Genomic DNA, 20,587 nt, shown 5'->3' on the forward strand with positions numbered 1-20,587 from the left:
GGAGACCCGGCAGCGTCGCCGGGCTCCGCGCTCACACCAGGTTCAGCTGCCAGGAGACGCCGAACCGGTCCACGACCCAACCGAACTTCGCGCTGAAGCCGTAGTCGCCGAGCGGCATGAGCTCCTTGTCCGCGAGCGCCTGGTACAGCCGGTCGATCTCGGCCTCGTCCGCGCAGCTCACGTAGAGCGAGACCGCTGGCGTGAAACCGAAGTCGTGCTCCTGCGAGGAGTCGACGCACATGTACTCCTGCCCGGCCAGGCGGAACAGCGCGTGCACGACCGAGCCCTCCCTGCCGGGCCCGTCCGGTCCGTAGTGGACGACGGAGAGAACCTCGCCGTCGTCGAAGAGGGAGACGTAGTAGTTCATCGCCTCCTCGGCCTGCCCCTGGAACATCAGGAAGGTGTGGATTTTCTGCGGCATCGACGAACTCCTGTAGGTCTCTCTTATATAAGCACAGACTGTATCAGGTGGCTGTCTGAGGTATCGCTAGAACTCGGCCAATCGGTCCAGTAGCGCGCCGGCCGCGGACAGGTCGGCGGACAGCGGGCGGTCGCTCAGGTCCGGGTCCAGGACGGCGTCGGCCAGGGCGAAGGCGTCGCGGACGGGGAGGTCCATCAGGTCCGCGGGCCGCATGCGCAGGGCCCGTACCGCGGCGACCAGCTCGCACGCCAGCACCTGCCGGTAGGCCCGCGCGACCTGCGCCGCCTGGCGTGCTGCCTGGGTGGAGAAGCTCGCGTGGTCCTCCACGCCCCGCGACACCACCGCCGTTCCGAGCGTCACCGGCAGCGCGGCCTGGCGCAGTGCGGCCAGCGCGTCGTGGCTGACGTACTCCAGGATCATCACCCCCGAGCTTCCCGGCGGCCCGGACGCCAGGAACGCCGGCAGGCCGGTGAACGACGGCTCGACCAGGTCGCCCAGGCGCGCGGCGGACAGCTCGGCCACGTGGTGGATCGTCGCCCGGGCCTGGTCCAGGGCCACCGCCACGTAGGCGGTGTGGAAGTGGGCGTGGTGGAACACGTCCCCGGCCGCCAGGCTCACCATCGGGTTCTCGGTCACCGCGTTGATCTCGATCGTCAGCACCCGGCGCAGGTACGCGACCGCGTCCAGGGCCGGCCCCTGCACCTGGGGGAACGCGCGCAGGCCGTACGGGTCCTGGATCCGGCGCCCCCGCTGCGGAATCCCCGACATCCCCAGCAGCCGGCGCAGCTCGGCAGCGCACCGCACCTGGCCGGGGTGCGGGCGCGCCTGGTGCACCGGCGACGCGTAGGCCTCGGGCGACCCGCCGAGCACCACGTAGGACAGCGCCGCCACCACGTGGCTCGCCCGCAGCAGCCGGTCCAGCTCGAGCGTGGCCAGGACCGCCTCGGCCAGCGTCGCGGCGTTGCTGCTCATGAACGCCAGCGCGTCGGAGGTGTCCAGCGGCACCGGGGGCAGGCCCCCCACCACCCACGGTCGCTCGCCGGACAGGGTCAGCGCGGTCTCGGCCAGCACGGTCAGGTCGCCGGTGCCGATCGACCCGGTGCGGTGCACCTGGGGAACGGCTCCCGCGGTCAGGGCTGCGGCCAGTGCCGCGAGCAGACGTGGGTGGGCGCCGGACCCGCCGGCCGCCAGCTGGTTCAGCCGGATCAGCAGCATCGCCCGCAGCGTCCTGGCCGGCAGGAGCTCCCCGGTGCCGCCGGCATGGCTGCGTAACAGGCGTCGGCCGTGCTCGGGGCCCTCGTGCGGGCCGATCGTGAGGTCGCGGTTCGCGCCGACACCGGTCGTCCGACCGTAGATCTCCCGGGTGGCGGACAGGTCGGCGACCAGGCGCCATGCGGCCCCCGCCCGCCGTTCCGCCTCCGGCGAGACCTCGACGACCACCTCCCGGTCGGCCACCAGGGCCACGTCCGTGCAGTCCAGGGTGGCGCCGTCCACCACCAGTACCTCGCGTTCACCCATGGCACCTCCCGGAACTCGTCGCTGTGCTCAAGTGTGGACATCACGTTCCGCGACCGGTGCGGTCCTTCGCGGTAACGCTGGCTCCTCCTGTTCCGGTTCTCCCTGTGACCGCCCGTCCCCTGCTGGATGACCCCCGTGCGGGTGGTCTACGAAAGGTAGGTTCGGATGAGAAAGCTCTACTGGCCCACCCTCCTCGCCGTCACCGGTCTGGCGGTCACCGCCCTCGCGGGACCCGCCACCGCGGCCCCCGCCTCCCCGGTGGGTGTGCACCGCGTCGCCGCCAGCCCCGAGTCGGTCGCGGCGCGGTGGACACCCGAGGCGATGCGCTCCGCGGTGCCGATCGAGCGGCTCCTCCCAGCGGCGGACGCGCGGGAGCTCACCCGCGACGTCCGGCGCGGCACCCCGCAGGTCGTCCCGCCGACCAGCCCGCCGGCCAGGGACGTGACACCGATGGCCTTCCCCGAGGGCGGCGCGCCCTGGCCCGGTGGCGGCGCGATCGAGTCCACCGCGGGGCGGGTCTTCTTCACCTACGCCGGCCGTCGGGCCTCCTGCAGTGGCAACGCCGTGACCAGCGCCAACAAGAGCGTGGTGATGACCGCCGGGCACTGCGTGAAGCTCGACGGCGCCTGGCACACCGACTGGGTGTTCGTGCCCGCCTACGACAACGGCGCCACCCCGTACGGCACCTGGAGCGCGCGGGCGACCTTCGCCACCCCGCAGTGGACCGCGACCGAGGACATCAACTACGACGTCGGCGCCGCGGTGGTCGCCCCGCTGTCCGGCCAGAGCCTGACCGACGTCGTCGGCGCCCAGGGCATCGCGTTCAACCAGGCGCGCGGCCAGAACATGTACGCGTTCGGCTGGCCGGCCGCCGCGCCCTACGACGGCAGCCAGATGGTCTACTGCAGCGGCCGCACGTTCAACGCGCTGATCAGCGACGGGATCGGCATGACCTGTGACATGACCGGGGGGTCCAGCGGCGGCCCCTGGCTGCTGAACTTCACCGAGTCGACCGGGACCGGGATCCAGAACTCGGTGAACAGTTACAAGATCAATTTCATTCCCACCTGGATGTTCGGGCCGTACTTCGGCACGGACGCGCAGGGCGTGTACACCACGGCGCAGGCCGCCTGAGAGACGCCGCCGCGGGTGGCGCCGGCCCGGCGCCACCCGCGGCCGGCATATCCTCGGCGGCGATGCGCACCCGATTCACCGGCTTCGGCGAGCACGCGATCGACTTCTACGACGGGCTGGTCGCCGACAACTCCAAGCCGTACTGGACCGACAACCGGCACGTCTACCAGTCCGACGTCCGCGAGCCGATGGAGGCGCTGCTCGCGGAGCTGTCCGCCGAGTTCGCGACCGAGCAGGCGCGGGTCTCGGTCTTCCGGCCCTACCGGGACGTGCGCTTCGCCAGGGACAAGCGGCCGTACAAGGACCACTGCGGCGGCGTGATCGAGCACGGCCGCGGTGCCGGCGCCTACTACGTCGAGGTGGGCCCGGCGGGGGTGCGGGCGGGCGGCGGCTGCTTCCACCTCGAGTCCGACCAGCTCGCGCGCTTCCGGACGGCCGTCGCCGAGGAGATCCACGGCGTCGCCCTGGACCGGATCCTCGGCACGCTGGAGAAGTCGGGCTGGGAGCTCAAGGGGGACCGGCTGCGCACCCGGCCGCGCGGCGTCGACCCGGAACACCCGCGGATCGACCTGCTGCGCTACCGCTCGGTCTACGCCATGCGCGGCTGGCCGCCGGACGACGTCCTGCACGAACGGGCGTTGCTCGATCGGGTGCGCACCGCGTTCCGCGCGCTGCGCCCCCTCAACGAGTGGGCCCGTGACCACGTTGGAGTCACCGAGAAGTCGACGCGGCGGTGACCAGCCGGTGACGTTCTGGATCGATGCGTGTATTACTGCTGAGTACTTCGGGATCGTTCCAGGATCGAGGGCTAGGCTGCATACCCGTGAGTCGACGAGCGAAGATTGTCTGCACTCTGGGACCGGCGACGGCGACCCCGGAGAAGGTACGCGACCTGGTCGCGGCCGGTATGGACGTCGCCAGGATGAACTTCAGCCACGGTAGTCAGAGCGACCACAAGCAGGTCTACGACCTGGTGCGGGCCGCCTCCGACGAGTCGGGCCGCGCCGTGGGCATCATGGGCGACCTGCAGGGTCCCAAGATCCGTCTCGGCACGTTCGCCGGCGGCAAGGCGGAGTGGCACGTCGGCGACGTCGTCCGGATCACCGTGGAGGACATCGAGGGCACCCACGGCCGCGTGTCCACCACCTACAAAGGTCTGGCCAAGGACGCGAAGGCGGGCGACCGGCTCCTGGTCGACGACGGCAACGTCGGTCTGACCGTGCTCAAGATCGAGGGCCCGGACGTCGTCTGCGAGGTCACCGAGGGCGGCAAGGTCAGCAACAACAAGGGAATCTCCCTGCCGGGCATGGACGTCTCGGTCCCCGCGATGTCGGAGAAGGACATCGAGGACCTGGAGTTCGCCCTCCAGCTCGGGGTGGACTTCGTCGCGTTGTCGTTCGTCCGGTCCCCGGCCGACATCGACCTCGTGCACCAGGTGATGGACCGCGTCGGGCGCGGGCGGCTGCCGGTGATCGCGAAGCTGGAGAAGCCGGAGGCGGTGTCGAACCTCGAGGCCATCGTGCTGGCCTTCGACGGCGTCATGGTCGCCCGCGGTGACCTGGGTGTCGAGCTGCCGCTCGAGCAGGTGCCGCTGGTGCAGAAGCGCACGATCCAGATCGCGCGGGAGAACGCCAAGCCGGTGATCGTGGCGACCCAGATGCTGGAGTCCATGATCAACAACTCTCGGCCGACCCGGGCCGAGGCCTCCGACGTCGCCAACGCCGTGCTCGACGGCGCGGACGCGGTCATGCTCTCCGGCGAGACCAGTGTTGGCCGGTACCCGATCGAGACCGTGCGCACGATGAGCCGGATCGTCGAGGCGGTGGAGAGCGAGTCGACGGTCGTTCCGCCGCTGACCCACGTGCCGCGGACCAAGCGGGGCGTGCTGTCCTACGCGGCCCGCGACATCGGCGAGCGGCTCAACGCCAAGGCTCTGGTCGCCTTCACCCAGTCCGGGGACACCGTTCGCCGGCTGGCCAGGTTGCACACCCACCTGCCGCTGCTGGCGTTCACCCCGGAGCCCTCGGTGCGCAGCCAGCTCTCGCTGACCTGGGGCGTGGAGACGTTCATGGTCCCCGAGGTCGACTCGACCGACCTCATGGTCCGCCAGGTCGACACCTCGATGCTGTCGATCGGGCGCTACCAACCGGGAGACCTCGTGGTGGTCGTCGCAGGATCCCCGCCGGGGACGGTGGGCTCGACTAACCTCATCCGGGTGCACCGGCTCGGCGAGGAGGACCACGCCTGAGCCAGCTCGTGGCTTGAGGAGTGGTTGATGACTGAAGCGGCGCGGCAGGCGGCCCTGGATCTGGCCGAGCTGCGCTCAGGGGAACGAGCGGCGCAGGGCCAGCCGGTACTTGACCGGCTGGTCGCGCTGCTCGACCTGGAGCGGATCGAGGAGAACATCTTCCGCGGGGTGAGCCCTGCCCAGTCGCCGGTGCGGGTGTTCGGCGGGCAGGTGGCCGGCCAGGCGCTGGTGGCGGCGGGGCGCACGGTGGCCCCGGAGCGCGGGGTGCACTCGCTGCACGCCTACTTCATCCGGCCGGGCGACCCGAGCGTTCCGATCGTCTACGAGGTCGACCGCATCCGGGACGGGCGTTCGTTCACCACCCGCCGGGTGGTCGCGGTCCAGCGCGGCAAGGCGATCTTCGCGTTGTCCGCCTCGTTCCACCAGCGGGAACCCGGGCTGGAGCACGCCGAGCCGATGCCCGAGGTGCCGGGCCCGGAGGAGCTGCCGCAGCGCTCCCAACTGATGGCCGAGCACGCCGACAAGCTCGGCGTTTACGCCACGGCACCCCGCCCGATCGACATCCGCTACGTCGGCGAGCCGCCGTGGGTGCGCCGGGAGCACGGCCCCAGCGCGGCCCGCAGCCAGGTGTGGATGCGGGCCGACGGCACGCTCTCGGACGACGAGCGGCTGCATGTCTGCGTGCTGACCTACGCCTCGGACATGACGCTGCTCGACTCGATCCTGGTCCGCCACGGCGCCTACTGGGGTTTCGACAAGGTCGTCGGGGCCAGCCTGGACCACGCGCTCTGGTTCCACCGGCCGTTCCGTGCCGACGAGTGGTTCCTCTACGACTGCGCCTCGCCCAGCGCCTCGGGTGCCCGAGGGCTCGCCACCGGCCGGTTCTTCGCCCGGGACGGCACGCTGATCGCCACCGTGGTGCAGGAGGGCCTGCTGCGCATCCTCGAGGACTGACGTTCCGAAGAGGACCCTTGTTGGTGATTGTCAGGGCGCTCGTCGAGTAGGAGGATTCCTCACTTGACGATGCCGTAGACACCCCGGGAGTCCTCGTGCGCAGACCCCACCGCCCGACCGCGATGTCGACCGCCCTGTTGGCTGGCCTGATCCTTCTCGGGGCCGCCGCCCCCGTGCAGGCGCAGGACCGCTCCGAGCTCGGTGCCGACCTGGACGCGATCCTCGCCGACCCCGGGCTCGCCGGCGCGGACGTCGGTCTGGTCGTCACCACCCTGGACGGGGAGCCTGTCTACCGGCGGGCGGGCGAGCGCCGCCAGCAGCCGGCGTCCAACGCCAAGCTCGCCACCTCGGCGGCAGCGCTCGAGGTGCTCGGGCCCGACCACACGTTCACCACGACGGTGGCGAGCACCGGCCGGCGGCACGGCCCCGTGCTCCACGGCGGGCTGTACCTGCGCGGGACCGGCGATCCGACGATGCTCGCCGCTGACTACGACGCCCTGGCGGCGCGGGTCGCGCGGAGCGGGATCCGGGTGGTCCGAGGCCCGCTGACCGCCGACGACACCTGGTTCGACGACGTCCGGCTCGGCCTGTCCTGGGCCTGGGACGACGAGCCGTACTACTACAACGCCCAGGTCTCAGCGCTCACCGCGTCTCCCGACACCGACTACGACGCGGGCTCGGTCATCGTCCGGGTGGCACCGGGTGCCGCCGGCGCCAAGGCGAAGGTGACCACCGAGCCGCCGACCGACTACGTGCGGGTCGTCAACACGGCGACCACCGGCGCGCCCGGGTCGGCGAACACGATCTCGGTCGACCGCGAGCACGGGTCCAACACGTTCACCGTCACCGGCTCGATCCCCGCCGGTGGCGCGGTGACCAGCGAGTGGATGGCGGTCTGGGAGCCGACCGGGTACGCCGCGGCCCTGTTCCGCTCGGCGCTGCGGCGCCACGGGGTCACCGTGCTGGGCCCGACCACCCGCGGTGCGACCCCGGCCGGCGCCACCGAGCTGGCCAGGCGCGAGTCGATGCCGCTGCGCGAGCTGCAGGTGCCGTTCCTCAAGCTGAGCAACAACCTGCATGCCGAGATCCTGGTCAAGTCGATGGGCCGGGCGAGCGCTGGGCAGGGCAGCTGGGATGCCGGACGGCCCGTCCTGGTCGACGCGCTGACCCGGCTCGGGGTCACCGGACGGCTGTCGATGGCCGACGGTTCCGGCCTGTCCCGCATGGACCAGATCTCGCCGGACCAGCTCGCCCAGCTGCTCGCCGGCGCGGCCGACCGCCCCTGGTTCGGCGAGTGGTACGAGGCCCTGCCGATTGCCGGCGAGCCCGACCGGCTGGTGGGCGGCACGCTGCGCAACCGGATGCGCGGCACCGCCGCGGCGGGTGTCGTGCACGCCAAGACCGGGACGCTGACCGGGGTGACCGGCCTGTCCGGCTACGTGGACACGGCGAGCGGGGAGCGGTGGATCTTCTCGATGGTCAGCAACAACACCATCGGGGTGAACGCGAAGGCCATCGAGGACAAGGTCGCGATCCGCCTGGCCGAGGAGGGCGGACCGGTCTCCCCGCGAGTCGCTCCACGCGGTGCCGACCAGCGGAGCGACCACGCGGTCGACCAGGAGACCGAACTGGAGTGCAGCTGGCGCAAGGCCTGCTGAGGAAAGGTTCACGAGGCGGGCCCGGGATCCGCGCTGTCGCGGGTCCCGGGCCTCGCCGTGCGGGCGACCCGGGGGAGAAGTGGGGGAGACGGGTCGCCCGCGCGAGCCGCGGGGTTCGGGCAAACCACGCGCTCGCGGTCCGGGGTGTCAGCTCGGGGTGCGCAGCACGGAACGTCTGGCGGGCTCGGCCACGACCACCGACCGCCGGGGCTGGGGGGCCACCGGCACCGGTTCGGGCTCGTCGGCCGCGGGCAGCAGGCACAGGTGCGCGCTGAGGTAGGCGCGGCAGGGCCGCGGCGTGCGCCCGAACCGGCGCGAGCGGCAGCTGGCGCACCGCCCGTCCGCGTCGGGAGAGTGCTCGTCGAGCACGGCGTTGAGCGCCTCGACGAGCCGGGGCAGCGCTTTCCTGGCCAGAACGGCGACAGCCCGGTCGTCGCCCTGCTTGGTCGACGACCAGATCTCGGCCAGGTACTCGGCCAGGGAGGTTCTGAGCTGGCCAAAGGCAGAACTACCCACTACGACTCCTGTTGACCGGTGATGACGAGCGGTTAACCTGACGTCCGGGAGTTGCGTACTCCCTGCAACCGGGGCACATTGCGGCGCGACGAGCGAATCGGCGCGTTCGCCTTCGACAGCAACGTCCGGCGTGAATAGCAGCTTGCGGCATGTCAGCGGCACTCTGCAACTTGCAATACACGATCGGGTGAGAGGTAGGAGCGTGTGTGGAATTGCTTCCGCCCCGCATGCACTCTTGTGCCGGTTTCGCGCATTCCCGCGCGGTTGCTCGAAGCAGGGGTGAGAGCATCGTTCCCCCAGAGCAACTCGCGCATGACGAACACATGAGGTGATCCCCAGTGACCCGAGGTCCAAGCCCGACGGTCCGACGCCGACGGCTCGCCAGCGAGCTGCGCCGGCTACGGGAGGCCGCCGAGCTGACCATCGACGAGGTCGGCGAGAAGCTGGAGTGCTCGGCGTCCAAGATCAGTCGCATCGAGACGGGCCACGTCGGTGTGACACCGCGTGACGTGCGGGACATGCTGGAGGTGTACGGGATCGAGGACGACCAGCGCGAGGCGCTCGTCCAACTGGCACGCGAGGCGCGCAAGAAGGGGTGGTGGCACTCCTACAACGAGGTCTTCACCGGCTCCTTCGTGGGGCTGGAGTCCGACGCGTCCTTCTTGCACACCCACCAGGCGCTGCTCGTGCCCGGTCTGCTGCAGACCGAGAACTACACCCGTGCGGTGCACCGGGCGAGCCGTCCAGACGCGACGGAGCAGGAGATCGAACGCCGGGTGCAGGCCCGCCTCGCCCGCCAGCGGCTGCTCACCGACACTAACCCTCCCGAGTACTGGGCGATCCTCGACGAGGCGGTGCTGCACCGGGTCGTCGGCGGTCCGGAGATCATGCGGGAGCAACTGCTTCGGCTCGTCGATCTCGCCGCGTTGCCGCAGGTCACACTGCAGGTGGTGCCGTTCTCGGCCGGGGCCCACGCCGGGATGGAGGGTCCGTTCCTCATCCTCGGGTTCCCCGAGCAGGCAGACCCGGACGTGGTCTACGTCGAGAACACCACAGCCGGTGTCTACTTGGAACAGCAAGCGGACGTCCGCCGGTATACGTTGATGTTCGACCATTTACGAGCGGCGGCGTTGAAACCGGACGATACCGCTGCCATGGTCGAACGGGCGGCCGCCCGGCTCGCCCAGTGACGATTCCGAGAGGAGCAGACTGTGACCCTTTCTGACCTGACAGGTGCACGCTGGCGGAAGAGCAGCCGTAGCGGTGCGTACAACGACTGCGTCGAGCTTGTCGTGGCCAGAAACGGCGCAGCGGTGCGTGACTCCAAGAGCCCCGGCTCCGGCCACATCGCCTTCGAGGTGACCGGGTGGGGCGACTTCATGAGGGTCCTGAAGGACGGGCAGCTCGACAACGCCTGACCCGGCCGCCGTCTGACCCCTTCGGTGACGGTGTCCGACCGTCACCGCACCGCCACGTCGATCTCGTCGCCAGGTGCTCTCCAGACCCTGGAGCACCGGCTCCTTACCCGCCCTTACCCGGGGCCTTACCTGCCGGCGAGCCCTTACCTCCACCCTTACCTCCCGATCCGACCGCACCGGGCCATCCCGACCTCAGTCCGTGCGTGGTCACCCGATGCCGGACACCCCGCCTCAGCACGACTCTCGACATCGTCAGCGAATCAACGCAACGAGGAGTCGAGATGTACGTGACCCCCGAGGTCGTCAAGGCCGAGATGGACTACCGCATGGAGCAGGCGAGCGGCGGCATCGCGCTCGAGTACCGGCGCGAGGCACGCGCGCTGCGGGCCAGTTGGTGGCAGCGCGTGTTCGGCCACCACACCGAGGAGCCGCCGGCGGCCAATAATGAGGCGCGGCTCGCCGCCTGAGGTGTGCGAGCATGCACAGCGTGGCACGCCTGGGATCCGGAATCGAACTGGTGGCACGTGACCGGGAGCTCGGCCGGTTGCGTGCCGCCCTCGAGCAGTCCGCCGCCGGAACCCCGGCCGCCGTGCTCATCTCCGGCGACGCCGGGGTCGGCAAGACCCGGTTGACCGAGGAACTGGCCGCACTGGCCAGGGAGAAGGACGCCCTGGTGCTGACCGGGCGCTGCCTGGACGCCGGCGAGGCCGGCCTGCCCTACCTGCCGTTCGCGGAGGCGATGGCGCAGATCCCCGACCCGGAGCAGGCGGTCCTCGCCCACCCCGCGCTCGCCAGACTGCTGCCGGACGTCGTCCTGTCGGCCGGGGAGCCGGCCGCCGGTCGCGAGGTCATGCCGGCCCTGCGTGCCGGCGTCGGCGCGCGTACCGGCGCGCGGCCCGAGCAGGACGTCGGCCAGCTGCAGGTCTTCGACGCCGTGCACGGGGTGCTGACCGACCTCGCCGCGCAGCGTTGCGTCGTGCTGGTGCTGGAGGACCTGCACTGGGCCGACGGGTCGACCCGGTGGCTGCTCGCCTTCCTGGTCTCCCGGCTGCGTCAGCAGCGGGTGCTCGTGGTGGGCACCTACCGCGGCGACGACCTGCATCGGCGCCACCCGCTGCGCCCGCTGCTGGCCGAGCTGGTCCGGCTGCCGGCGACCGAACGGCTGGAGCTGGCCCCGTTCGGCGCGGAGGACTCGCGCACGTTCGTCGCGGCGCTCGCCGACGAGGTACTGGCCGAGGACATGCTGCGCGAGGTCGCCGAGCGGTCGGAGGGCAACGCGTTCTTCGCCGAGGAGCTGGTCGCCGCGTACACCGAGGACGGTGCGGGCCTGCCGGCGACCCTCGTCGACGTGTTGCTGGCCAGGGTCGAGCGGCTCGCCGAGCCTGCCCAGCACGTGGTCCGGGTGGCGTCGGTGGCCGGGCGCCGCTGCGGCCACGACGTGCTGCTCGAGGTCGCCGACCTCGGCGAGCAGGAGCTCGAGGAGGCGCTGCGGGAGGCGGTTCAGCACCACGTCCTGGTTGCCACGCAGGACCAGGGCCTGCCGGTGTACGTGTTCCGCCACGCCCTGCTGCGCGAGGCCGTCTACTCCGACCTCCTGCCCGGCGAGCGGGTGCGACTGCACGCCGCCTACGCCAGCTGTCTGGCCCGGGGGCCGCAGCGGCGGGGGACCGCGGCGGCACTGGCGCACCACAGCATGGAGAGCCACCAGCTGCCGCAGGCGCTGGCCGCCTCGATCAGGGCCGGCAAGGAGGCCAAGCATGCCGGCGCGCCGACCGAAGGGCTGCACCACTACGAGCGCGCGCTCAAGCTCTGGGACGCGGTGGCGGAGGCCGACCGGCCCAGCGGCCCCGACGAGGCGAACCTGCTGCGCCAGGCCTCCTACCTCGCCCGGATCGCCGGCGAGCCGGAGCGGGCGGTGGCCTTCGCCAAGCAGGCGGTCAAGCTCGTCGACCAGACCGGCGACCCGGAGGAGGCCGCGCTGACCAGGCGCAGGCTGGCCTCGGCGCTGTTCGGGCTGGAGGGCCGGGACGGGGAGGCGAGGCGGGTCATCGAGGAGGCCTGGGAGCTCATCGCCGGCCTGCCGGCGAGCTGTGAGAAGGCGTGGGTGCTCGCCGTGTACGCGACGATCCTGCGCGGCAGCCGGGAGCCCGTGGAGGCCCGCACGTTCGCCGAGCTCGCGGTGCGCGACGCCCGCGCGTCCGGGGAGCCGGGCGTGGAGGCCGACGCCCTGATCACGTTGGGCGCGCTGGACCAGTCCGACGGGCTCGTCGAGCAGAGCCGGGAGCGGCTGTGGGAGGCCCAGCGGCTCGCCCACACGGACAGCAGCGCGGTGACCGTGGAGCTGCGGGCCTGGTACTACCTGGGTGTCAACTACTACGAGCACGGCGACCTGGACGAGGCCGTGCGGGTCATCGACCAGGGCTTCGAGCGGGCCAAGCAAACCGGTCTCACCTGGGGTACCTACGGCTTCGAGCTGCGCACGCTGAAGGTCGTCAGCACCTACGCCCGTGGGGACTGGGACGTCAGCGAGGCCGTCGCCGAGCCGCCTGGCCGGCGGGTGTCCAACACCGTCTCGGCCCGGCTGGCGGCCGTGGGCAGCCACGTGATGGTCTCCCGCGGGCGGCTCGCCGAGGTGGCGCGGCTCGCCGAGGAACTGCGCGGTGACTGGAACCGGGACTTCCAGATCGGCGCCTCGATGGGCGCGGCCGGCGCCCAGCTCGCGTTCTGGCAGGGCCGGTTCGCCGACGGTGTCCGCCACGTGCGGGACGCCGTGGAGTGGGCCGAGCGGGTGGGCGGCAAGTGGGCGTTGAGCAACATCCGGACCGGCGCGCTCGGCGTCGCCCTGTGCGCCGAGCTCGCCGCGCAGGCCGCCCGGCGACAGGCCGAGGACGAGCGGCTGGCCGCGGTCGAGGAGGGGGAGCGGCTGCTCGCGCTCGCGCGGGACACCGCGCGGTTCGGGCGGCCCAGTACCGGGGTGCTCGGACCGGAGGGCAGGGCGTGGGTCGCGAGGGCGGAGGCGGAGCACAGCCGGCTGCACGGCGGGAGCGACGCGGAGCTGTGGCGGGCCGCGATCGCCGCGTTCGGCTACGGAGCCGTCTACGAGCAGGCGGTGTGCCGGTGGCGGCTCGGCGAGGTGCTGCTGCGGGCGGACGAGCGCTCCGCGGCGGCCGAGGAGCTCGGGCAGGCGGAGGAGGTCGCGGCCCGGCTCGGCGCGCGACCGCTGCTGGAGGCCGTTCGCCGGCTGGCGCGGCGCGCCAGGCTGGCCGTCGGAGACGGGCCGGCGCCCCGCGAGCCGCTGGACCCGTTCACCCCGCGTGAGCGCAGCGTGCTGCGGCTGGTGGCGCTCGGCCGGACCAACCGGCAGGTGGGGGAGGAGCTGTTCATCAGCGAGAAGACGGTGAGCGTGCATCTGTCCCGGATCATGGCCAAGCTCGGCGCCTCCCGCCGGACCGAGGCCGTCGCGCTGGCCTACGACCGGGGCCTGCTCGACGACCCGACGCCGGCGCCGTAGGTGGAGGTCACCGGCGAGGTCAACGACGAGGTCGTGGCGCGGTTGCGTGCCGCGGGCTGCGTGTTCGCCGAGGAGGAGGCCGCGCTGCTGGCCGACGCCGCCGACGGGTCGGCCGCGCTCGCGGCGCTGGTCGGCCGGCGGGTGGCCGGGGAGCCGCTCGAGCACGTGGTGGGCTGGGCGGAGTTCCACGGCCTGCGGCTGCACGTCGCGCCGGGGGTGTTCGTCCCGCGCCGCCGCACGGAGTTCCTCGCCGACCAGGCGGCCTCGCTGGCCCGCCCGGGTGCCGTGGTCGTCGACCTGTGCTGCGGTTGCGGCGCGCTCGGGGCCGCGGTGGCGGCGGCGGTGCCGGTCGAGCTGCACGCGGCCGACGTGTCGCCGGCCGCCGTCCGGGTCGCCCGCCGCAACGTGGAGCGGGTCTACCTCGGCGACCTGTTCGCCGCGTTGCCGGACGCCCTGCGCGGGCGGGTCGAGGTGCTGGTGGCCAACGTCCCCTACGTCCCGACCGGCGAGATCGACCTGATGCCGCCCGAGGCCCGTGAGCACGAGCCACGCGGGGCGCTCGACGGCGGGTCCGACGGCCTGGACGTGCTGCGCCGGGTCGCCGCGCGCGCGCCGGCCTGGCTCGCCCCCGGCGGCCACCTCCTGGTGGAGGCCGCCGACCGCCAGGTGCCGACCGCGGTCTCGGTCATGGCCGCCGCCGGACTGGCGGCACGGGTGGTCACCGCCCCCGACGGGGAGGCCACCGTCGTGATCGGCACCGCCTAGGCTTGATCGGTGAGCGCGTAGGACAACCTCCGGAACCGTCACCTCAGGGGAACGTGACGCAACCCGCCACATGTCCTGCCCAGGCCCACCAACACACGAGAACCCGGGGAGGCGGATCTGTGGACAGTTGTCGCTGCTGGCTGTGCCGGGGTGAGGCCGGCCGGGGCACCCTCGACGCGCGGGAGCTCAACATGCTCTTCCACGTCCAGGAGCAGGGCTGGAGTGTGGTCGTGGTCGCGGAGGAGCAGGAGCTGCCGGGCTGGGCCTACTCGGTGGGTATGTGGCACAGCCTGCGTGGCCCCGAGGTCTGCATGTTCGGCCTGCGGGCCCGGGACATGCACACCTGGATCAACGCCGTGGGCCACCAGGTGCGCGCCGGCCAGCCGCTGCGGGCGGGCGAGGACCGGCTCGGCGTGCTCGACGGGTTCCCCGTCGCGGTCCGGCCGGTGCACCGCGACTGGCACGACGAGCTGCTGACGCTGGCCGGCGAGTTCTACGGCGGGTTCGTCCCGGCCGTGCAGCTGATCTGGCCCGACCGGCACGGGCGGTTCCCCTGGGACCCCGGCGCCGGCGAACGCTGCCGCACCCACCAGCCCCGGCTCTGGCTGCCGCGCGACGACCATCCGCCGAGCCCCTGGACCCGGCTGGCCGAGCTGGTCGACTCGCCGTTCCCGGACGTCCGCGGGGACGAGCTCGTCCTCGGGTCGACCGGGGTGATCAGCGGTGCGGCCCCGGTCGTGGGCATCGTGCACACCGCGGAGGGGCGGTGGGAGTTCCACGAGCGCCGGACCGGCACCGGGCCCGACGCCGGGACCGGCATGGTCCACCTGCGACACCTGATCGCCGGCCACCCCTACCTCCGCGACTTCGCCGATCTCCCGCGCGGCCACGCCGCCTGGCGCGAGCCCGACGGCAACTGGTCCCGCGGCCCCCATAACGGGTGATCGGCCATACCGCCCGTTTTTCTGCCCCATCGGCCATCGGTGCGTGACGGCGGAAGGACCTAGCGTTCCTGGTATGGCGAACGAACCGGAGCTGGCGCCGGGTGTCAGCAGCGAGTGGGTGCTGTACCTGCAGCAGACGCTCAACCACCACTACCAGCAGACCGTCACCGCCGAGAGCGGCGAGTTCGACGCGGCGCTCGAGTCGGTGGTGCAGCACTTCCAGCGGCAGCAGGGCATGGAACCGAGCGGGGTGGTCGACGCGGCCACCTGGGCCGCCCTGACCGACGCGGGCGCCCGGACCAGCGAGCCCGACCACCAGGAGCACCAGCGGCACGCGGCCTCCTCGGCGCAGCATGGGGAAGCCGGGCACGCGGCCGGGGCCATGCACTCGACCGGTGCCCACGCCGAGGAGTTCCCGGCCTCGTTCATGGAGGGCGGCGCGCCCGCGCTCAAGTACAGCTGGCCGGACATCCCGATCGCCGCGGCCGCGGTCGACGTCGGCAGCGCGTTCGTCGAGCTCGAGCTCACGCTCACCGGAGAGTCCACAGTGGCCTTCCCGCACGCCGTGACCGGCGCCACGCTCGACCAGAACGGGCTGAGCGTCGCCGCCGGCCACGCGCTCGACGGGCTCACCAACCAGCTCTCGGTGACCAACCTCGGCTCGGACAACCCGGGTCTGTCCGCGGCTGTCGGCACCGAGTTCCTGCAGGTGTCCGCGAGCCCACTCACGCCGAACTGCATCGAGTTCAGCGGGAGCTGCCACCTGGACTACGAGGTGCCGACCGAGCACGGCAACGCGAAGGTGACCGGCCAGATCGGCTACAAGCTCAAGGTCACCGTCACGCCGCACCAGCAGCCGGAGCCGGAGCCGGAGCCGGTCGTGGACAACGCGCCGAGCTGGGTGGAGCGGCACTCCGAGGACCTCGCCAAGGTCGGCCTGGTCGTGCTCGTCGCCGCGTTCGCGATCGCGCTCGCCCCGGAGACCGGGGGCGCCAGCCTCGTCCTGCTCGGGGCGTGAGGGTCATGGTCGCGCAGCGGTTCCGGTACAGCCTGCCGGCCACACCGGTGGCGGGTGCGGCGGTGGACATCGGTCATCTCGCCGTCCGGATCGACCTCGTGCTGACCGGCGAGCTGGACCTCGTCGGCACCGCACCCGAGGCGTCCACCGAGGAATCCCTGCGTGCCTGCGCGCTGCGGACCGTGCGGGACATGTCGAGCGGGGTCATGGTCCGTGGCCTCGGCTCGGCCACCCCGTCGCTGCGCTCGTCGGCCGGACACGTGTTCACCCAGCTGCGCCATGCCTTCCCCGGACCGGCGACCGTCGCGTTCGACGGCGAGTGCGTGGTCGACTTCGGCCGACGCTGCGGCACCGCGGAGGTGACCGTGCGCGGCACGGTCGGGTACTCGCTCGAGGTGACCGCACTCTCCACCGCGGGCAAACCCCTTCGCGCGTCGGGGAACGGGCGGAACTGGTTCGTCCAGCACGACCGTGAGCTGGCCTCGATCGGCATGGTCGTGCTGGTGGCGGTGCCGATCGCGCCGGCCCGGCTGGTCGCCGCGGAGGGCGTGTAGCCGGGCCGGCGCCGTCGCTCACCGCGCGGCGAGCACCTTGAGGTCGACGCCGTCGGCCATGTTGTAGGCGTCCCGGAAGGTCCCGAAGTCGGCCCACTCGTCGGCACCGGTCCTCGGGTCGAGCACGTGGACCTGCGCCTCGCCGCCGTTCTGCCCGATGCCCGCCACCACGACCACGTGGTCGTCGACGTCGGGCACGGGCACCCACAGCGCGCCGTGCGCACGCAGCAGGCCCGCCCAGCTCTCCACCCGGTCACCCCGGCAGTCCTTCTCCGACATCCCGAACTGCTCGGTGGCGAGCTGGCGTGCCTCGTTCGCCGTGCGGTTGTGCTGCGGGGACTTCTCCAGCACCGACTCGACCGTCTGGCCGTTGCCGGCGGAACTGGTCACCATCGCGATCGCCGCGGCCCAGCTCACCTCCGGATCGGCGGTCAGCAGGCTGACCGGCACGTCGGTGCCCTCGCCGACGTCCTGACCCGCGTCGTACTCGGCGTCCTGATCGGACTCACCGTGTTCACCGTGCTCACCGTGTTCGCCGCCCTCGCCGCGGCGGCCGTGCTCGCCCCCGGACCCGCCCGAGCCCCGGGACCCGCTGTCGCCGATCGCCCGCCACACCTGCTCGTCCACCTCGGCGCCGTCCGGCAGGCGCAGCTGCTTGCGCAGGTGCTCGACCGCGTTGCGGGTCTGCGCACCGAACTCGCCGTCCTGGCTCACCACCTGCATCTGGTAGTACCAGTTCAGCATCTCCTGCAGGTACTTCACCCACTCCTCGGGGTTCTCCTGGCCCGGGCCCAGCGTCGGTGGGGCCTGCTGTCCGCTCTGCGTCACGGTTCCTCCCTGTCGGTGTCACTACTCGCCGGCGGCTACCCACCGATGTCCACGGTGCTCACCGCGACGATCGAGCTCGTCGGGGCGGGTGCGGGGTCGTTGCACGTGTTCACCGTGTCCCCGGCCCGTGCGGCGGGCCTGTTGTTGATCAGCACGGTCGCGCTGCCCTTGATCACCGTGCCCTGGTTGGTCGGCGGCACCTGGAACGGACCGCCCTGCGGGAGGTGCGGCGGCGCGTTGGTCGCGGTGCTGCCGAGCGTCGCAGCCGGCATCCCGGCGATCATGACGTTGGTACTGCACCCGCCCGTGATGGTGCCGGCGAAGGGGTGCGGCAGGGGGGTGGGGACCGGGCCCCCCGGCGACGGGATCATCACGATGTGCACGTCGGTGCCGACGACCTTGTCGCCCTGCTTGGCGCCCGGGCTCACGGCACCCGCACCCAGCGCTTGGGACCGTTCGGGGTGAGCGGACCGCGGGGCGGTGGGGCGACGTTCTGCCCGGCGTCCAGGCGGATCTTCTCCGCGGGCGGGGCGAGGTCGGTGTCGGGCTCCGGCACGAACGGCGCGCTGACCGTGATCGCGAACGCCGCCCGGGCCGGCATGCCGAGGTTGCTCCACAGCCCGCCCGGCTCTGTCTCGGCCACCTGGAGGAACACCGGTACGCCCAGCGCCGCCAGCGGGCCGGACATGCAGTCCTCGGGCAGTTGGTCGTTGAAGATCATGGTCCGCAGCGCGACACCGAGCAGCAGGTGCTCCTCGTTGATCTTCGGCGCCCGCGCCGTGACCAAATAGGACAGTGCGCATCGCCGGATCGGCTGGCGGCGCGCGACGACGGCACCGCGTTCGTCGCGCGACTCGTCCCACCCGGACTCCCGCCCACTTGGGTCGTCGCGCAGGCCGAACAGGAACAGGTCGATCGCGTTCGACGGGCGCTCGGTCTCCCAGGTGGGTTTGGGCGGGTCGAGCCGGACCATCGTGCCTTCCGGCAGGGCACGCCCGAGCAGGACGCACAGGGCCTCGTCAACGTCGGTGATCACCGGTCCAGTGTGGGCGCGTGCGCCCGGCCGCCCCACGGGCGCACGCCCGTCCTTTCAGCGCGCATCGCCTGCCCGAAGGGGCACCGCTGCGCCCGCTGCCTGTTCGGGCGGCCGAATACGCCCCATCGTCGCGGTCGATGGCGATGGCCGGAACCGTTCCCGCCGGCGGACTCTGTGCCGAACCAGGTGTATCCGCTGGAGACAGGAGTGGGTAATGACCGGACCAGGAGCTGCCGCCGGCGGTGGTGCCGCGGCGGGCGGTGCGGCGGCGGGCGGAGCCGCCGGTGTCGCGGCGGGCGTGGCGGGTGACGCGGCCGAACACGTGGCGGAGGAGCTCAGCAAGCCCAACGTCAGCCACATCCGGATCAACAACCAGACCGACGAGACGCTGACCCTGGTCGGCAACCAGTCCGAGTACGGCGGCTTCGACGACAACCCGCCGGTGACGATCGCGCCGCACTCGACGGGCACCTTCCGGCACAGCAGCACGTCCTTCGCCGGCGCGGCGGCGGCCGGCTCCCAGGGCAGCGCGACCTACAGCTTCGCCGGCAACACGTGGACCGTGTCCTGGGACAACCCGAAGTACGACACCTCGAACACCGCGAGCTCCACGCTGGGCGGCCCCACCGCGGCCAACTTCACCAAGCACGACCAGAGCGGCCACGGCTCGCAGGAGGCGCACTTCGACTACACCCTCCAGCCCGTCGCCAGCCCGACGCCGACCCCGCACCCCGACCCCGAGCACCCGGACCCGGGCAAGGACCCGAAGCCCCCGGGCGGCGGCGGTGGCGGTGGTGGCGGTGGGCGCGGGCGCAGCGACGTCTACCTCCGGCGCGGGAGCCGGGGCCAGGAGGTCGCCCGCTGGCAGACCCAGCTCAACCAGACGATCGACGCCGGCCTCGAGGTCGACGGCGTCTTCGGCGGCGGAACCCACGAGGCGACGGTGCGCTTCCAGGCCGAGCACGGCCTGGAGCCCGACGGCCTGGTCGGCCCCAAAACCGAGGCGAAGATGCAGAGCCTGTTCGCCCCCACCGACGATGACGAGCGCGACGACCACGACCACGACCGCGACCGCGACCGCGACCGGGACCACGACCACCGCGACCGCCGCGACCACGGTGACCGCCGCGACCACGGTGACCGCCGCGACCACGGTGACCGCCGCGACCACGGGGACCGCCGCGACCACGGGGAGCGGCCGGGTCCGTACCACCCCGAGACCCACGGCCACTTCCACCCGGACACGCACGGCCAGTTCCACCCGGAGACCCACGGCCAGTTCCACCCGGAGATGCACGGGCACTACCACCCGCAGATCCACGGCCAGTACCACCCGGAGATGCACGGGCGCTTCCACCCGGGCTACCACGGGCAGTACCACCCGGACATCCACGGCCAGTTCCACCCGGACATCCACGGCCAGTTCCACCCGGAGATGCACGGGCACTACCACCCGCAGATCCACGGCCAGTACCACCCGGAGATGCACGGGCGCTTCCACCCGAGCTACCACGGGCAGTACCACCCCGACCTGCACGGCGGTTTCCACCCGAGCTGGCACGGCGACTTCCATCCGGAGATCCACGGCGACTACCACCCCCAGGTGCACGGCCAGTTCCACTCCGAGCTGCACGGCACGTTCCACCTCCAGCTGCACGGCCAGTACCACCCGGAGATGCACGGGCACTTCCACCCGGACATGCACGGCCAGTTCCATCCCGAGATGCACGGGCACTTCCACCCCGACCTACATGGACAGTTCCACCCGGACATCCACGGCCAGTACCACCCGGACCTGCACGGGCAGTACCACCCGGACATCCACGGCCAGTTCGACCCCCGGCTGCACGGCGAGTTCGACGTGGAGCTGCACGGCCGGTTCGACGAGCAGCTCCACGGCCGCTTCGACGAGGACAAGCACGGAAGGCACGACCCCGCCGTACACGGCGAGGACACCGCCCCGCGGTAGGACCCCGCGGCCGCCCGAAGGGGCGGCCGCGGTTGCCCCTTGCCCCGCCCGCCGACGACTGCGGCTGCCGGCGGCCAACCAACAGGATCAGACGT

General features: G+C 72.2%; 20 protein-coding genes. 14 read left to right on the top strand and 6 right to left on the bottom strand.

What is annotated here, in order from left to right; translation table 11 throughout:
* Positions 1–31 precede the first annotated feature (31 nt).
* On the bottom strand, positions 32–421 hold the full coding sequence (locus BU204_RS18540; protein ID WP_075126946.1) for a VOC family protein: 390 nt from the start codon (positions 419–421) through the stop codon (positions 32–34).
* Between the two features lie 66 nt (positions 422–487).
* Entirely contained in the window at positions 488–1,939 is a 1,452-nt protein-coding gene (locus BU204_RS18545) for an aromatic amino acid ammonia-lyase (protein ID WP_075126947.1), read from the bottom strand.
* 165 nt (positions 1,940–2,104) lie between these two features.
* Between BU204_RS18545 and BU204_RS18550 the strand changes: the two genes are divergently transcribed.
* The 5 genes from BU204_RS18550 to dacB all read left to right on the top strand — a co-directional run bounded on the left by BU204_RS18550 (position 2,105) and on the right by dacB (position 7,933).
* Entirely contained in the window at positions 2,105–3,073 is a 969-nt protein-coding gene (locus BU204_RS18550) for a trypsin-like serine peptidase (RefSeq protein WP_075126948.1), read from the top strand.
* Between the two features lie 62 nt (positions 3,074–3,135).
* A complete protein-coding gene (locus tag BU204_RS18555) occupies positions 3,136–3,810 on the top strand; it encodes a DUF2461 domain-containing protein (RefSeq protein WP_075126949.1) in 675 nt (224 codons plus the stop codon).
* Between the two features lie 86 nt (positions 3,811–3,896).
* Entirely contained in the window at positions 3,897–5,321 is a 1,425-nt protein-coding gene (pyk, locus tag BU204_RS18560; protein ID WP_075126950.1) for a pyruvate kinase, read from the top strand.
* Positions 5,322–5,348: 27 nt separating this feature from the next.
* Positions 5,349–6,275, top strand: coding sequence for an acyl-CoA thioesterase II (gene tesB / locus BU204_RS18565; RefSeq protein WP_075126951.1), 927 nt, complete (start codon positions 5,349–5,351; stop codon positions 6,273–6,275).
* Between the two features lie 95 nt (positions 6,276–6,370).
* A complete protein-coding gene (dacB, locus tag BU204_RS18570; protein ID WP_233160400.1) occupies positions 6,371–7,933 on the top strand; it encodes a D-alanyl-D-alanine carboxypeptidase/D-alanyl-D-alanine endopeptidase in 1,563 nt (520 codons plus the stop codon).
* Positions 7,934–8,080: 147 nt separating this feature from the next.
* Here dacB and BU204_RS18575 read toward each other — a convergent pair whose 3' ends face one another.
* Complete coding sequence (locus BU204_RS18575) at positions 8,081–8,449, bottom strand: hypothetical protein (RefSeq protein WP_075126952.1); 369 nt, start codon at positions 8,447–8,449, stop codon at positions 8,081–8,083.
* Between the two features lie 338 nt (positions 8,450–8,787).
* Between BU204_RS18575 and BU204_RS18580 the strand changes: the two genes are divergently transcribed.
* The 8 genes from BU204_RS18580 to BU204_RS18615 all read left to right on the top strand — a co-directional run bounded on the left by BU204_RS18580 (position 8,788) and on the right by BU204_RS18615 (position 16,659).
* Positions 8,788–9,639, top strand: coding sequence for a helix-turn-helix domain-containing protein (locus tag BU204_RS18580; RefSeq protein WP_075126953.1), 852 nt, complete (start codon positions 8,788–8,790; stop codon positions 9,637–9,639).
* Between the two features lie 102 nt (positions 9,640–9,741).
* On the top strand, positions 9,742–9,867 hold the full coding sequence (locus BU204_RS42275) for a DUF397 domain-containing protein (protein ID WP_408608018.1): 126 nt from the start codon (positions 9,742–9,744) through the stop codon (positions 9,865–9,867).
* A gap of 281 nt (positions 9,868–10,148) precedes the next feature.
* Entirely contained in the window at positions 10,149–10,334 is a 186-nt protein-coding gene (locus BU204_RS40125) for a hypothetical protein (protein WP_075126955.1), read from the top strand.
* Between the two features lie 11 nt (positions 10,335–10,345).
* The gene (locus BU204_RS18595; protein ID WP_075126956.1) at positions 10,346–13,378 is read left to right on the top strand and encodes a helix-turn-helix transcriptional regulator; all 3,033 of its coding nucleotides are present in this window, start codon (positions 10,346–10,348) and stop codon (positions 13,376–13,378) included.
* Positions 13,379–14,143 (top strand): putative protein N(5)-glutamine methyltransferase, encoded by a 765-nt coding sequence (locus BU204_RS18600; RefSeq protein ID WP_075126957.1) that lies wholly within the window; start codon positions 13,379–13,381, stop codon positions 14,141–14,143.
* Positions 14,144–14,262: 119 nt separating this feature from the next.
* Positions 14,263–15,087 carry a DUF4262 domain-containing protein gene (locus BU204_RS18605; protein WP_075126958.1) on the top strand — a complete coding sequence of 275 codons (825 nt, stop codon included), beginning with the start codon at positions 14,263–14,265 and terminating at the stop codon, positions 15,085–15,087.
* 73 nt (positions 15,088–15,160) lie between these two features.
* Entirely contained in the window at positions 15,161–16,105 is a 945-nt protein-coding gene (locus tag BU204_RS18610; protein ID WP_075126959.1) for a peptidoglycan-binding domain-containing protein, read from the top strand.
* A complete protein-coding gene (locus BU204_RS18615; RefSeq protein ID WP_143229579.1) occupies positions 16,102–16,659 on the top strand; it encodes a hypothetical protein in 558 nt (185 codons plus the stop codon). Before BU204_RS18610 ends, BU204_RS18615 begins: the two co-directional genes overlap by 4 nt.
* Positions 16,660–16,677: 18 nt before the next feature.
* Here BU204_RS18615 and BU204_RS18620 read toward each other — a convergent pair whose 3' ends face one another.
* Genes BU204_RS18620 through BU204_RS18630 form a run of 3 tightly spaced genes read right to left on the bottom strand, consistent with a single transcriptional unit; the run spans position 16,678 to position 18,523 of the window.
* Positions 16,678–17,487 (bottom strand): peptidoglycan-binding domain-containing protein, encoded by an 810-nt coding sequence (locus BU204_RS18620; protein WP_075126961.1) that lies wholly within the window; start codon positions 17,485–17,487, stop codon positions 16,678–16,680.
* Positions 17,488–17,522: 35 nt separating this feature from the next.
* The gene (locus BU204_RS18625; protein ID WP_233160401.1) at positions 17,523–17,915 is read right to left on the bottom strand and encodes a PAAR domain-containing protein; all 393 of its coding nucleotides are present in this window, start codon (positions 17,913–17,915) and stop codon (positions 17,523–17,525) included.
* Positions 17,912–18,523, bottom strand: coding sequence for a DUF4255 domain-containing protein (locus BU204_RS18630; RefSeq protein WP_075126962.1), 612 nt, complete (start codon positions 18,521–18,523; stop codon positions 17,912–17,914). Before BU204_RS18630 ends, BU204_RS18625 begins: the two co-directional genes overlap by 4 nt.
* Before the next feature lie 214 nt (positions 18,524–18,737).
* On the opposite strand from BU204_RS18630, the gene BU204_RS18635 reads away from it, so the two are divergent.
* Positions 18,738–20,492, top strand: coding sequence for a peptidoglycan-binding domain-containing protein (locus BU204_RS18635; protein WP_075126963.1), 1,755 nt, complete (start codon positions 18,738–18,740; stop codon positions 20,490–20,492).
* Positions 20,493–20,587 lie beyond the last annotated feature (95 nt).

The sequence above is a fragment of the Actinophytocola xanthii genome, assembly GCF_001921205.1.
Lineage (GTDB): Bacteria > Actinomycetota > Actinomycetes > Mycobacteriales > Pseudonocardiaceae > Actinophytocola > Actinophytocola xanthii.